The sequence below is a fragment of the Streptomyces sp. DSM 116793 genome (genome assembly GCF_057320905.1).
The window spans coordinates 5,936,781-5,950,072 of the sequence record NZ_CM170494.1; the positions used below are offsets into that span (position 1 = coordinate 5,936,781).

The 13,292-nt window shown below is 72.2% G+C and carries 13 protein-coding genes; 11 read left to right on the forward strand and 2 right to left on the reverse strand.

The annotated features are described in order from the left end of the window. The first annotated feature begins 98 nt into the window (after positions 1-98). From ACSMXW_RS23350 to ACSMXW_RS23375, 6 genes are all read left to right on the forward strand, one after another. On the forward strand, positions 99-1,244 hold the full coding sequence (locus ACSMXW_RS23350; protein ID WP_485808242.1) for a response regulator: 1,146 nt from the start codon (positions 99-101) through the stop codon (positions 1,242-1,244). Between the two features lie 266 nt (positions 1,245-1,510). After that, positions 1,511-1,750 carry a hypothetical protein gene (locus ACSMXW_RS23355; RefSeq protein ID WP_485808243.1) on the forward strand — a complete coding sequence of 80 codons (240 nt, stop codon included), beginning with the start codon at positions 1,511-1,513 and terminating at the stop codon, positions 1,748-1,750. 14 nt (positions 1,751-1,764) lie between these two features. Continuing rightward, entirely contained in the window at positions 1,765-2,421 is a 657-nt protein-coding gene (locus tag ACSMXW_RS23360) for a pilus assembly protein TadG-related protein (protein WP_485808244.1), read from the forward strand. A 30-nt stretch (positions 2,422-2,451) separates the two neighbouring features. Then, on the forward strand, positions 2,452-3,039 hold the full coding sequence (locus tag ACSMXW_RS23365; RefSeq protein ID WP_485799074.1) for a hypothetical protein: 588 nt from the start codon (positions 2,452-2,454) through the stop codon (positions 3,037-3,039). Further along, positions 3,039-3,680, forward strand: coding sequence for an OmpA family protein (locus tag ACSMXW_RS23370; protein ID WP_485799076.1), 642 nt, complete (start codon positions 3,039-3,041; stop codon positions 3,678-3,680). Before ACSMXW_RS23365 ends, ACSMXW_RS23370 begins: the two co-directional genes overlap by 1 nt. A gap of 213 nt (positions 3,681-3,893) precedes the next feature. Continuing rightward, the gene (locus ACSMXW_RS23375) at positions 3,894-4,190 is read left to right on the forward strand and encodes a hypothetical protein (protein ID WP_485799078.1); all 297 of its coding nucleotides are present in this window, start codon (positions 3,894-3,896) and stop codon (positions 4,188-4,190) included. 135 nt (positions 4,191-4,325) lie between these two features. Here ACSMXW_RS23375 and ACSMXW_RS23380 read toward each other — a convergent pair whose 3' ends face one another. Further along, positions 4,326-4,700, reverse strand: a complete 375-nt coding sequence (locus tag ACSMXW_RS23380; protein ID WP_485799080.1) for a DUF192 domain-containing protein — start codon at positions 4,698-4,700, stop codon at positions 4,326-4,328. A gap of 462 nt (positions 4,701-5,162) precedes the next feature. Here ACSMXW_RS23380 and ACSMXW_RS23385 point away from each other — a divergent pair, with 462 nt between their 5' ends. After that, positions 5,163-6,194 carry a prepilin peptidase gene (locus tag ACSMXW_RS23385; RefSeq protein WP_485799083.1) on the forward strand — a complete coding sequence of 344 codons (1,032 nt, stop codon included), beginning with the start codon at positions 5,163-5,165 and terminating at the stop codon, positions 6,192-6,194. Positions 6,195-6,642: 448 nt separating this feature from the next. Here the strand turns inward: ACSMXW_RS23385 and mgrA are convergent, their stop codons facing one another. After that, a complete protein-coding gene (gene mgrA / locus ACSMXW_RS23390) occupies positions 6,643-7,680 on the reverse strand; it encodes an L-glyceraldehyde 3-phosphate reductase (protein WP_485799085.1) in 1,038 nt (345 codons plus the stop codon). A gap of 166 nt (positions 7,681-7,846) precedes the next feature. Here mgrA and ACSMXW_RS23395 point away from each other — a divergent pair, with 166 nt between their 5' ends. The 4 genes from ACSMXW_RS23395 to ACSMXW_RS23410 all read left to right on the forward strand — a co-directional run bounded on the left by ACSMXW_RS23395 (position 7,847) and on the right by ACSMXW_RS23410 (position 13,180). After that, complete coding sequence (locus ACSMXW_RS23395) at positions 7,847-8,608, forward strand: isoprenyl transferase (protein ID WP_485808245.1); 762 nt, start codon at positions 7,847-7,849, stop codon at positions 8,606-8,608. 418 nt (positions 8,609-9,026) lie between these two features. Beyond that, a complete protein-coding gene (gene phoH2 / locus ACSMXW_RS23400) occupies positions 9,027-10,349 on the forward strand; it encodes an RNA 5'-3' helicase PhoH2 (RefSeq protein ID WP_485799087.1) in 1,323 nt (440 codons plus the stop codon). 514 nt (positions 10,350-10,863) lie between these two features. Then, positions 10,864-11,547 (forward strand): aggregation-promoting factor C-terminal-like domain-containing protein, encoded by a 684-nt coding sequence (locus ACSMXW_RS23405; protein ID WP_485799089.1) that lies wholly within the window; start codon positions 10,864-10,866, stop codon positions 11,545-11,547. Positions 11,548-11,749: 202 nt separating this feature from the next. Then, positions 11,750-13,180, forward strand: a complete 1,431-nt coding sequence (locus ACSMXW_RS23410) for an AI-2E family transporter (protein ID WP_485799090.1) — start codon at positions 11,750-11,752, stop codon at positions 13,178-13,180. The last annotated feature ends 112 nt before the right edge of the window (positions 13,181-13,292 follow it).

Genomic DNA, 13,292 nt, shown 5'->3' on the forward strand with positions numbered 1-13,292 from the left:
CGAACCATCAGCCCCTGGAGCACCCGCTCCCGGGGCAGCCGCCCACCGGGCCCCAGCCCACCGGGCCCCGCCCCACCGGAGCCCTCCCCACCGGGCTGATGCCCAACGGGCTCACGCCGCCCGCAGCCGGATCCGCCGGGCAGCGCCCCACGGGCCAGGAGCACACCCCGAGCCACGAGGCGTCCCAGCACACCTCCGGACAGTCGATGGCCCGCTCGGAGCACACCCCCGCCCGCGTCACCGCCCTGCCGGGGGCGCCGGGAACGCCGGGGCCGTCGCGGCCCTCGGGCCCGTCGTCGTCCTCGGGTGGCTTCCCCGCTCTCCCCGAACCGTCCGCGGCGCCCCCGCTGCGGGTCGTGGTCGCGGACGACAACCCGGTGGTGCGGGCCGGGCTCACCGTGCTGCTCTCCGGCCGCGACGACATAGAGGTCGTCGCGGAGGCCTCCGACGGCCGGCAGGCGTACGAGCAGGCCCGGCGGCACCGCCCCGACGTCATCCTGCTCGACGTCCGCATGCCGGGGGTGGACGGCATCTCCGCGCTGCCGCACCTGGTGCGCATCGCGCCGGTGCTGATGATGACGTACAGCCGCGAGTCCGAGATCGTGCACGAGTCGCTGCGGCTCGGCGCGGGGGGCTACCTGGTGCACGGCGAGTTCACCGCGGACCAACTGGTGGCGGCCGTCCGGGACATGAAGGAGGGCCGGGCCCCGCTGTCGGCCACGGCGTCCAGGGCGCTGCTCGACGCCATGCGCGGGGTCGGCCCGCCCGCGGGCGGGCCGACCCCGCTGCCGGACGGCCTCGGCACCGCGTTCCAGGCACCGGCCCACCCTGAACAGCAGCCCCCGCAAGTATCTGCACCTGCACACGTTACGTCGGGCGCCGACCTGCGGCTGCCGTCAACTCCACCTGGAATCAATGGTCCTGGCCATGTGACAGCTTCGCAACAGTACGGTCGAGAGTCTTCGCTTTCGCAAGCGGGCATGGCACAGTCGTCAGTATCGGCCGGTGCCGGAGCGGCACCTCGCGGCATCGGGGCGGGGCTGAGTCAGCGGGAGGTGGAAGTCATGGACCTGATCGCGTCGGGCATGACGAACCAGCAGATCGCCGCCACCTGCTTCATCAGCGAGAAGACCGTCAAGAACCACATCAACCGGATCTTCGCCAAGCTGCACGCCGGCAGCCGCAGCGAGGCCATCGCACGCTGGCTGGGCACCGCGCCGGGGGGCGGGGTGCGCCATGGCTGAGCGCGGGCTCGGGCGAGGGCGTGAGCACGGACGTACGGCGCGGCGCGGCGCGGCCGGCGGGGCCGGCGAGGTCCGGCAGCAGCGGCGGCCGCCGGTTTGGGCCCGCGGTTGGGCCCCGGGACCCATGCCGGAGACATCCTCTCCGGCGTACCTTTCCATCGTCGCCAGCGAGTCCGGCCGGGAGGAAGCCGGAAGCGCGCGGGGCGGCGCGGAGACGTACGCAGTGTCGGCCGGTTGGGGGCCGGCCGAGAACGGAGGGGATCACCATGACCAAGACCATGCTGAAGGCCGCCACCGCGACCCAGGTGTACGTGGGCCACTGGGCGAACACGACGGCCGACCGGCTGCGGCGCCGTGCGGACAGGGGCCAGGGAGCGATCGAGTACGTCGGCATCATCATCCTCGTGGCGGCGATCGTCATCGCGCTGCTGAACACGAAGATGGGCGACACGATCGCCAACAAGTTCAAGGACACGGTCAACAAGATCCTCAACGGCGGCGGCTGATCCGCCGGGACGCCATCGGGCAGGACAAGGGGCAGGCCGCACCGCTGTATGTCACAGCGGTGGTCGGCCTGCTCTTTCTTGCGCTCCTCTTCTTCGCGTTCGGCAAGGCGGACGCGGCACGCAGCGGCACGCAGTCGGCGGCCGACGCGGCGGCGCTCGCCGCGGCCCAGGAGTCCCGGGACCGGTTCTCCACCCTCTTCCTGGCGAACGTCCTCGACGGCAGCTGGCTCCAGGACGTCCTGAACGGCGACCGCATCGGGAGGTACGACGGCTGCGCGCAGGCGGTCCGCTTCGCGGGGCTGAACGACGCCGGTGACGTCCAGTGCGTTCAGCTGTCCGACGGGCGCTGGGGATTCCATGTGAATGTCACATCGAAGAAAGCGATGGGCAAGAGCCTCATCCCCGGTATCGAGAACAGGCGCGCGGAATCGAGCGCCACCGCGGTGGTGGAGCCGAGGTGCAGGTTCGAGCCCAATCCCGACGACGACGGGGCATCGCCCTCGCCGCTGCCACAAAATAACGGCGACGTGTCCGGCGATGACAAGGGCGACGAGAAGCCGTCACCGGGGAAAATCGCGTGCGACGACAGAGAGTGGCAGATCGAGCCGGACCACCTGGATCTTCTTCCGGACATGGCGGACCTCTTCACCGTCCGACTGGCCGAAGACTGACCGCGACCCGAGTGCAAAGGAAAACCATCGATGAGTATGCGGCACGTGAGGCACCTGCGCCGGGCGGGGGCGGCCACGCTGATGGCGGCGGCCCTCGCCCTCACCGCGACGGCCTGCGGTGGCGACGACGGAAAGGACAGTCCGTCCACGTCGTCGAGTAGCCAGGGCGGCGATCAGGACAAGGGGAGCGGCGGCGGGAACACCGACCCGGGTGCGAGCGAGCCCATCGCGACCGTGCACGGCGACAGCGGGATCGACATGGTGATCCAGGAGGCCAAGCGGGACAGCGGTGGCTTCCTGACGGTGAACGGCCAGTTCAAGAACACCAGCGGGACGTCGTTCACCACCCCGGTGCAGTGGAGCGGCCAGGAGACGGACGTCAAGGCGACCGGGCCGTCCCTCGCCGGTATGACGCTCGTGGACTCCAAGGGCAAGAAGCGCTACTACGTCCTGCGGGACACCGACAACCGCCCGCTCACCACGACCGACTACGCGTCGAGCATCGAGGCGGGCAAGAGCCTGGTGTTCTTCGCGCAGTTCCCGGCGCCGCCGCAGTCGACCACCTCCGTCGACCTCCAGTTCCCCGGTTTCCCGAACGCGACGATTGAGATCTCCTGATGAGTGCCGCACACACCCGTACGCACCGGGCCGGTGTCCGTACGGCCGTCACGGTGGTGGCAGGGGTGCTCGCGCTGGGGCTCGCCACCGCGCAGGAGGCCCTGGCCGACAGCCCCTACCCGTCCGAGTCCGCGCCGCCGCCCGTCAAGGTCGACGGCAACGACCCGGACCTCAAGCTCCCCCAGGGCGCCACACTCGCCGACCCGAAGGTGCTCGACATCAAGTCGGTCGTCGAGGACATGGGCGGTGAGGAGCGTCGCGAGGACACCAACTCCAGCATCAAGTTCGCGCTCCAGGCCGAGGTCCTCTTTTCCAAGGACAGCGCCAAGCTGAGCAGCGCGGCGAACGCCCGCATCGCCGACGTCGCCGAGGAGATCAGGAAACAGAACGCCACCCAGATCCGGATCTTCGGCTTCACCGACAACCTCGGCTCCGCGGCCCACGGCGACGTCCTCTCCAAGCAGCGCGCCAACGCCGTCCAGGACGTCCTGTCGAAGGACCTCAACAACCCGGACATCACCTTCGAGGTCCGCGGCTACGGCGAGAAGTACCCGATCGCCACGAACGACAACGAGGCGGGCCGGAAGAAGAACCGCCGCGTCGAGATCTCGTTCCCGCGCTCCGGGGACTCGGAGTCCTAGCCTCCGGCTCCACGGTCTTCGGTCCCGCGGAAACGGGCCGGCCCCCACCGAGGGGTCGGCCCGTCTCACCGGCTACGGTTGCGTCGCCGTCGAGCAGTCGCCGCACCGGCGCCTGACCCGGTCCCGGACTCCCGAGCCGGCTTCCCAGCCGGACGTCGGGCCGGCTCGCAAGACCGGTACGACAGCCCGAATCCGAACGGAAGGCCCGCGATCGTGATCCGTGACCTCTACAACGTCCGCGAGGTGCCCGGCCAGGACGGTCCCACCCCGCTGACCCCGGAGGAGGAGCAGCGCTGCCGCGCCGCCTTCCTGGTCGAGATCGGCACCACCGTCGCCGAGCAGGGGTGGGCGAGGTGGCCCGCGTACACCACCGAGGAGCGGAGGCGGCTGTACGACATCGGGCGCGCCCTCAGCGCGCGCTGGGGGCGCCCCGTCCGGGTCGAGGCGGAGGACGCCTCCAGGATGCTGTTCCGGCTCGACGACGTGCCCCTGACGACCGGCCGGGCCTGACCGCCGGCACGACGCCGGGCCTGAGCTACGGCAGAGGCCTGGCCTGTGCCAGAGGCCTGGCGTGTGGCGGAGGGCTGCTCCGTGGCCTGGAGCGGCCCCGCGGCCGACGGGGCGGCCCCACGGGGGCGGCCCCCGTCACCGCCCCGCGGCCCCCTCCGTATCCGCCCCCGAGCCAGGCTTCGTTCCCGTTCCCGTTCCCGTCCCGCCCTGCTGCCGCACCGTCACCTGGACGCCCCGCCGGATCCCCCAGCGCGCCATGGCGCCGGCCTCTGCCTCCAGGACGTGGCGGGCGCGCAGGCGGATGGTGCCGAGGCGGTTGGGCCGCATGGTGTGGACGGCGACGACCCGCAGCTTCCGGTCCAGGTAGGCGACGTCGATGGGGAACCGCATCCGGAAGGTGTGCACATTGTTGGCCGGGGAGAGCAGGATCGCCCCCTCGATGCCGTCCCGCCCGAGCAGCCCGTGGGTCCGCGCACGGTAGGACGCGGCGATCTCCAGCGGTACGGACACCGGGGTCCGCGCACCCGGTTCGGCAGCCGCCTCCGGCCCGGTCCCCCAGGCGGCACCCGGTTCGGCAGCCGTGGACCGCTCGGCCTCCGGGGCCGCACCCGGTGCGGCAGCCGTTGACCGCTCGTCCCCCGGGGTCGCCCCCGGCTCGGCTCCGTGCCCGGCACCGGTCCCCGGCTCCGCGGCCCCGACGATCAGTGTCCCCCGCCCGTTGCGCCAGCGCCCCATCGCCGGCACCTCCCTTCCCTCTCGGCCCGCGGCCATCCGGCATACGCGCCGCCTGGCCGCCCGGCACCTGCGCCCGGTCCCCTCCCACCGGCCTGCCCGGGGCTCCCCGCGGGCCCTTCGCCGTCCGCGGGCGCGGCCGCCCGGGACCGTGTCCGTGACCGTATCCGCACGGCACTGGGTCCCGCATGGGCCCACGGGCCCATGCCGCCGGGGGTGCGGCGCCCGTATCGTCCGACCGTGGACGTACTTCTCCTCGTCGCCGCCGCCGTCTGGGGCGCCGGATCCGGACTGCTGATCCCCCGGGCCGCCTACCGGCTCTCCGTACAACCTGACGAGCCCTGGCGCACCGCCTGCCCCGCCGGCCACCCGTTCACGGGCCCGCTCGGCGGCTGGCTGGGCCGGGCCCGCTGCACACGCGGGGCGGCGGGGGCGGAGGCCCGGGCGGCCGGCTCGGTGGACGGAACGGTGTCCCGCGTAGCGGACGGGACGGCGGCGGACGTCGCCGGGGGCTCGGTGGCCGACGCGGCCCCGGGCACGGTCTCCGACGTGGGCGGGGGTGCGCGCCCCGCCGCCGTGCACGACTCGGCCGACGGCATCGTGTCCGGCGCGCCCACACCCGGGGCGCCCACCGTGGCGCCCACCGGGGTGGACCCTGCGGCCGAAGCCGAAGCCGAAGCCGAAGCCGACGCCGACGCCGTGGGCGGTGCCGCGGTCGACGGCCGCCGCCACCCCCGCTACGGCCCCCGCGCCTACCCCGTCGCCGCCGTGACCGCCCTCATCTGCCTGGCGCTGGCCGCCACCGGTGCGCGTCCTGAGCTGGCGGTGTGGTTGCTGGCCGCGCCCGTCGCCGTCCTGCTGGCCCTCGTCGACCATGCCGTGCACCGGTTGCCGGACGTCCTGACGCTGCCGCTCGCCGCGGGGTTCGCGGCGCTGCTGGGGGTGGCGGCGCTGCTGCCCGGCCACCGGGGCTCATGGCCGGGGGCGCTGCTCGGGGCCCTCGTCCTCGGTGCCGGCTACTTCGTGCTGTGCGTCGTGTACCCCAAGGGCATGGGCCTCGGGGACGCCAAACTGGCGCTCGCCGTCGGCGCCGCGCTCGGCTGGTACGGCTGGACCGTGCTGTTCATCGGCTTCATGGCCGGCCTCGTCCTGGGGTTCTGCTACGGCGTCGGCCTGATGGTCCTCCGCAGGGCCGACCGGAAGGCCGGCATCCCGCTCGGCCCCTTCATGCTGGGCGGCGCGTTCCTGGGCCTGCTGGTCGGCGCGCTCTAGGCAGACGGCGCGCCCGCCGCCCCGGCCCGCCCCCGGAGGCGTCGCCGGGCGACTTCGGAGAGTAGTTGTGGCATGCCGGTGCACCCGCGATGGCTTACGAAGGGTTATGGTGGAGACCCCCCCTCGGGCCGGTCCGTCTCCCCCCACGGACCGGCCCGTTTTATGCCCCCACGCAAGGGCCCGGCCCCCGGCCTGCCCAAGGGGCGCGGGGAACCGCGCGACGAGCCACCACGCGACCGTCGGATCGCCACCGCCCCAGGGGGCAGCCTCCGTCGCTGCCGGGCCACCGGCCGGTACCGGGCCGGGAGGGCGAGCAGGCCGAGCAGGCCGGGAGGGCCGGGTAGGCCGGGAGGGCCGGGTAGGCCACGCAGGCCACGCAGGCAGGCAGCCGGGCAGCCGGGCAGGCCGGGGCGAGGTTGGCCGTCAGGCCACCCCCCGCGGGAGCGGACTAGCGTCGGCCCGCCCAGATGTTCGTCCCCGGCGTGGACACCGCGAACTTGTCGATCTCGGCGATCTCCTCCGCCGTGAGCGGCGCCGCCCCGAGAGCCGCCACGTTCTCTTCCAGCTGCCGCACGCTCGACGCGCCGATCAGCGCCGACGTCATCCGCTCGTCCCGCAGCACCCACGTCAGCGCGAGCTGCGCCAGGCTCTGGCCGCGGCGCTCCGCGATCTCGTTGAGCCCGCGCAGCCGGGCCACCACCTCCTCGGAGAGCAGGTTCGGGTCGAGCGACTTGCCCTGCGTGGCGCGCGAACCCTCCGGGATGCCGGACAGGTACTTGTCCGTGAGCAGGCCCTGTGCGAGCGGCGCGAAGGAGATGCAGCCCATGCCCGTCTCCTCCAGGGCGTCCAGCAGCCGGTCGTCCTCCGTCCAGCGGTTGATCATCGAGTACGACGGCTGGTGGATCAGCGGCCGCACCCCCATCTCGTTCAGCAGCCGCGCCGCCTCACGCGTCTGCTCGCTGGTGTACGAGGAGATGCCCACGTACAGCGCCTTGCCCTGCTGCACGGCCGACGCCAGCGCCCCCATGGTCTCCTCGAGCGGGGTGTCCGGGTCGAAGCGGTGCGAGTAGAAGATGTCGACGTACTCCAGGCCCATCCGCCGCAGCGAGGCGTCCAGGGACGACAGCAGGTACTTGCGCGAGCCCCACTCCCCGTACGGTCCGGGGTGCATCAGGTAGCCCGCCTTGGTCGACACCACCAGCTCGTCGCGGTACCGCGCGAAGTCCTGCCGGAACAGCTTGCCGAAGTTCAGCTCGGCGGAGCCGGGCGGCGGACCGTAGTTGTTGGCCAGGTCGAAGTGGGTGACGCCCAGGTCGAAGGCGCGGCGCAGGATAGCCCGCTGGGTGGCGAGCGACCGGTCGTCGCCGAAGTTGTGCCACAGCCCGAGCGACACGGCGGGCAGCTTCAGGCCGCTGCGGCCGGAGCGCCGGTACTCCATCGAGTCGTAGCGCTGCGCGGAGGCGCGGTAGAGGGAAGAGTCGTTCATGGATACGAAACTACGTCAGTGGTCCCGCGGCCCGGCACCGCCCGCGACCTCGCCGCCCGGGGGCGCCGTCCCCGCCCCCGCCGCCCCCACCCGGGCCCGGGCGCGTCGCCCGCAGCGGTAGGCTTTCGGCCTCGGGGCTGTTATCTGCATGGAGGGGCTGACGACGGTGAACCTGCGCGACCTGGTGTACGGACTCTACGCACGCCGGGTGGAAGGCCGCCTGGACCACGAGCAGATGCCGGGGCACATCGGCGTCATCCTCGACGGGAACCGCCGCTGGGCCAAGGCGGCCGGCGGCACCACCGCGCAGGGCCACCGCGCCGGTGCCGACAAGATCAGCGAGTTCCTCGGCTGGTGCGCCGAGACGGACGTCGAGGTGGTCACCCTCTGGATGCTGTCCACGGACAACCTGGACCGCCCCCAGGAGGAGCTGGTCCCGCTGCTCGGCATCATCGAGGACGCGGTGCGCGGCCTCGCCGAGGACGGCCGCTGGCGGGTCCACCACGTCGGCACCATGGACCTGCTGCCCGGCCAGACCCAAAGGGTGCTGAAAGAGGCAGAACAGGCCACAGTGGGCAATAAGGGCATACTCGTCAACGTCGCCGTCGGGTACGGCGGCCGCCAGGAGATCGCCGACGCCGTCCGCTCCCTGCTGCTCGACCACGCCCAGAAGGGCACCAGCTTCGAGGAACTGGCCGACCTCGTCGACATCGACGTCATCGCGGAGCACCTGTACACCCGCGGCCAGCCCGACCCCGACCTCGTCATCCGCACCAGCGGCGAGCAGCGGCTGTCCGGTTTCATGCTGTGGCAGTCGGCTCATTCGGAGTACTACTTCTGTGAGGTCTTCTGGCCGGCGTTCCGCAAGATCGACTTCTTGCGCGCGCTCCGTGACTACGCGGCGCGCCACCGCCGCTATGGCGGCTGACACCCCGCTGACCGCGGGGAGTTGACGCGGAGCCCGGACACCACGCCGGGCGGTGCCGCGGCTGCGTCGGCACAGGACGGTCACAGGCATGTCACCCGGGCGTCGTCATATGCCATGGCATGCCTGCGCCTGTTCGAGGGAATATGTCTTCCAGGTCGACACCCCAGGGCACCGGCCGGTGCCCGTCCGTGGTGGCGCACCTCAGCGGGCGGCGTGGGGCCGCCCGTCCGGGAGGCCCGTTGCACCAGATGGACCGTACCCACCGTACGGACTACGCGGACGACACCGAGGGCCGAGCCAGGCCCGTGCGCCGCGGCCTGAGCCGGTTCTCTCCCGTCCCCCGGGGAAGCCATGTCCCCCGTGGGAAGCTCCGCGACGCCGTCGCTCCCCGACCTCTTCCGAGGGGGTACGTCCTTCCGTGGTGACCAGCACAAAGCGCCGCACGCCCGACCGGCGCACCTACGTTCTCGACACCAGCGTGCTGCTGGCAGACCCCAATGCGCTGTCCCGCTTCGACGAGCACGAGGTAGTGCTCCCCGTCGTGGTGGTGACGGAGCTGGAGGCCAAGCGGCACCACCCGGAACTCGGCTACTTCGCCCGCCAGGCGCTGCGCCTGCTGGACGACTGCCGGGTCCGGTACGGCCGCCTGGACGCCCCGCTGCCGATCGGGGACCTCGGCGGAACGCTGCGCGTCGAGCTCAACCACTCCGACCCGGGCGTCCTCCCGGCCGGCTACAGACTGGGGGACAACGACTCGCGCATCCTCGCCGTCGCCCGCAATCTGCAGGCCGAGGGGTATGACGTCACGGTCGTCTCGAAGGACCTCCCGCTGCGCATCAAGGCCTCGTCGGTGGGGCTGCTCGCGGAGGAGTACCGCGCGGAACTGGCCATCACGGACTCCGGCTGGACCGGAATGTCCGAACTCACCCTCTCCGCCGAGCAGGTGGACCTTCTCTTCGAGGAGGAGACGCTGTACGTGCCCGAGGCGGCCGACCTGCCCGTGCACACCGGCCTGACCATCCAGTCGGAGCGCGGCAAGGCGCTGGGCCGTGTCACCCCCGAGGGCCAGGTCAAGCTGGTGCGCGGGGACCGTGAGGCGTTCGGGATCAAGGGCCGCAGCGCCGAGCAGCGCATCGCGCTCGACCTGCTGCTCGACCCGGACGTGGGCATCGTCTCCATGGGCGGCAGGGCCGGCACCGGCAAGTCCGCGCTGGCGCTCTGCGCCGGTCTGGAGGCCGTCCTGGAGCGCAGGCAGCACGAGAAGGTGATGGTCTTCCGGCCGCTGTACGCGGTGGGCGGGCAGGAACTGGGCTATCTGCCCGGCACCGAGGCCGAGAAGATGAACCCCTGGGCGCAGGCCGTCTTCGACACCCTCTCGGCGGTCACCAGCCGCGAGGTCATCGAGGAGGTCACCGCCCGCGGCATGCTGGAGGTGCTCCCGCTCACCCACATCCGCGGCCGCTCCCTGCACGACGCCTTCGTCATCGTCGACGAGGCCCAGTCCCTGGAGCGGAACGTCCTGCTGACGGTCCTCTCCCGGATCGGCGCGGGCTCCCGGGTCGTCCTCACCCACGACGTCGCCCAGCGGGACAACCTCCGCGTCGGCCGGTACGACGGCGTCGTCGCGGTGGTGGAGAAGCTCAAGGGGCACCCGCTCTTCGCGCATGTGACCCTCACCCGTTCGGAGCGTTCGCAGATCGCCGCACTGGTGACGGAAATGCTGGAAGAGGGACACATCTGACGTGGACGGAGAAGATCAGGCGGTCCCTGTCAGAAGGATCAGGTAGTGCCGTAACGGGATATTCTCGCCGGTCGGAGACTGGTTTCCGCTGGTCAGAGGCGGGTGTCCGCCGGTAACGCCCACATGTACGCCGCCCGGCAAAGCAGTAGAGCTTAGCCGGGCGGCGCTTGTGTGCGCGGAGTTTTCCGGAACTCTTAAGAGGCAAACAAGGTGTGAGCTTTCACACGCAACGCGGAATTGCCTTGCCGCGTCCCGCTGCGGCAGAGTCTGGTTCCTGTCAGGCCCCGCATACGACACTTGCGTACCGTCGACGGACCTCTGTCCCGCCGACCGTAGTGGATCACAGAACTACATAGAGACCGTCGTATGCCGCCCGAGCACCACGCGGCGCTTCCGTCACGGAAGTTGCCCACCGGGCCCGTGCCTCCCGTGACCCGCAGTGGGGAGGCCAGTGCCAGGGGCACGATTGCGTCCGCGAGGGTCACCTAAGCGGGCGATGCTGGAAGGAAAACGTGTGAGCCGGATTTCGGTCCGGGGATTCGCGGTGGCATCCGCCACTGCGGTCACCACTGTCGGAGCCGTCGTGGGCGTTGCCTCGGGCAGCACCCAGCATCCCTCGAACGAGACCGAGGCGATGGCAGGCGACGCGACACTCCTCGCCGACATTCCCGCGGGCCAGCAGGCCCGGGTCCAGGTCTCCTCCCTGGCCCAGCAGGCGTCCGCACAGGCCGACGCCGCCGACTTCGCAGCCAAGAAGTCCGCAGAGGAAGCCGCCCGCAAGGCGGCGGCAGAGACCGCCGTGGCCAAGCAGAAGGCGGCGGAGGACAAGGCGAGGGCGGAGAAGGAGCAGGCCGCCAGCCGCTCCGCCGCCCGCGACGCCTCCAGCTTCCCCACCCAGGCCTCGTACAGCATCGCGCAGGTGCAGGCCATCGCGCGGCAGCTGGTCCCCGCCGACCAGTTCCAGTGCTTCAGCAACATCGTGAGCCACGAGTCCGGCTGGAACTACCACGCCGTCAACGCCTCCTCCGGCGCTTATGGCCTCTTCCAGGCACTGCCCGGCTCCAAGATGTCGTCCGCCGGCGCCGACTGGCAGACCAACCCCGCCACCCAGATCAAGTGGGGCCTGAGCTACATGAACGGGCGCTACGGCAGCCCGTGCTCCGCCTGGTCCTTCTGGGCTGCCAACCGCTGGTACTGAGCCGCCCGCCCCGGCCGCGCAGGGCGCGCCCACCCGCCGCGGACCCGGCACGCTCAACCTCCGAAGACCCCGCACCGTCCTACGGTGCGGGGTCTTCGCCATGTACGGTCTCTTCCAGCAGGCCCCCGGGACCGGCGACTTCGGGGACTGAGGCGCGGGCAGAGGGAACTGGAGGAAGAGCACGGGGGGAAGGGACGGGGACATGTCGCGCATGGGTGGATGGGTCGGCAGGCTCGGTAAGGGACTCACCCAGATGGGTGAGCGATTGAACGAGGCGCGCGCCGCCGCCGAGCAGGCCGCGGGCCACGGCCTGCCGGCACGGGACGCCGAGCCGCCCCCCGCCACCATCCCCCCGCCTCCCGCCTACGCCCCCGCGGTCCCGCCACGCCCCGATCCCAAGGCGGCGGTGCCCTGGGGCGTGCGGGTCGCCGCGGAGGCGGGCTGGCGGCTACTCGTCCTGGCGGGCACGGTCTGGGTGCTGTTCCGGGTCATCAGCGCCATCCAGCTGGTGGTGCTGGCGTTCGTCGCCGCACTGCTGATCACCGCGCTGCTGCAGCCCACCGTCGCCCGGCTGCGGCGGGTCGGCCTGCCGCGCGGGCTCGCCACCGCCCTCACCGCCATCTCCGGCTTCGTCATCATCGGCCTGGTCGGCTGGTTCGTCGTCTGGCAGGTCATGGAGAACCTGGACAACCTGTCCGCGCAGGTCCAGGACGGCATCGACGAGCTGCGCCGCTGGCTGCTCAACAGCCCCTTCCATGTCACCGAGGACCAGATCAACGACATCGCCAAGAGCCTGCGGGACGCCATCGGTGCCAACACCGAGGCGATCACCTCCGCCGGACTCGAGGGCGTCACCGTGATCGTCGAGGCGCTCACCGGCATCCTGCTGACGGTGTTCTCCACGCTGTTCCTGCTCTACGACGGGCGGCGCATCTGGAAGTGGACGCTGGGGCTCGTCCCGGCGCAGGCGCGGGGCGGCATCGCGGGGGCGGGGCCGCAGGCCTGGCGGACCCTGACCGCGTACGTGCGCGGCACGGTGATCGTCGCCCTCATCGACGCCATCTTCATCGGCCTCGGCATCTTCTTCCTCGGGGTGCCGATGGCGGTGCCGCTCGCCGTCTTCATCTTCCTCTTCGCGTTCATCCCGCTGGTCGGTGCGGTGATCTCCGGAGCGCTGGCGGTCGTCGTGGCGCTGGTGACGCAGGGTGTGTTCACGGCCGTGATGGTGCTCGTCGTGGTGCTGGCCGTGCAGCAGATCGAGGGGCACATCCTCCAGCCGTTCATCCTGGGCCGCGCGGTGCGGGTGCACCCGCTGGCCGTGGTGCTGTCGGTGAGCGCGGGCGGCCTGATCGCCGGGATCGGCGGTGCGGTGGTGGCGGTACCCCTGGTCGCCGTGATCAACACGGTGGTCGGCTACCTGCGGGCCTACGCCCAGGAGATCGCGGTCCGGCACGCCGCCGCACAGCACTCGTCCGCCGCCGTACCCGCACCGGGGGCGCCCCCGGCCGCCGCGGCCCCGCCCGCGAACAGCTCCGTTCCGTCCGGCGCGCCCACCACGCCCGCCGCGCCGGGGAGCACACCGCCGCCTCCCGGGTCCGCCCCGGGCCCGCGGTCACCGGAACGGCCGGAGTAGCCCCCGGCCCCGCGGCCACCGGAACGGCCGCAGTGACCCCCGGCCCCCGGGCGGCGGAACGGCCGCAGCAGCCCCGGCGCCGCGGCAGGCCGAACGCCCGCCGGAGCAGGAC

Coding starts and splice junctions, on each gene's coding strand:
- ACSMXW_RS23365 (WP_485799074.1), top strand. CDS start 2,452: ATGAGTATGCGGCACGTGAGGCACCTGCGCCGGGCGGGGGCGGCCACG.
- ACSMXW_RS23355 (WP_485808243.1), top strand. CDS start 1,511: ATGACCAAGACCATGCTGAAGGCCGCCACCGCGACCCAGGTGTACGTG.
- ACSMXW_RS23350 (WP_485808242.1), top strand. CDS start 99: ATGCCCAACGGGCTCACGCCGCCCGCAGCCGGATCCGCCGGGCAGCGC.
- mgrA (WP_485799085.1), bottom strand. CDS start 7,680: ATGAACGACTCTTCCCTCTACCGCGCCTCCGCGCAGCGCTACGACTCG.
- ACSMXW_RS23410 (WP_485799090.1), top strand. CDS start 11,750: ATGTCGCGCATGGGTGGATGGGTCGGCAGGCTCGGTAAGGGACTCACC.
- ACSMXW_RS23370 (WP_485799076.1), top strand. CDS start 3,039: ATGAGTGCCGCACACACCCGTACGCACCGGGCCGGTGTCCGTACGGCC.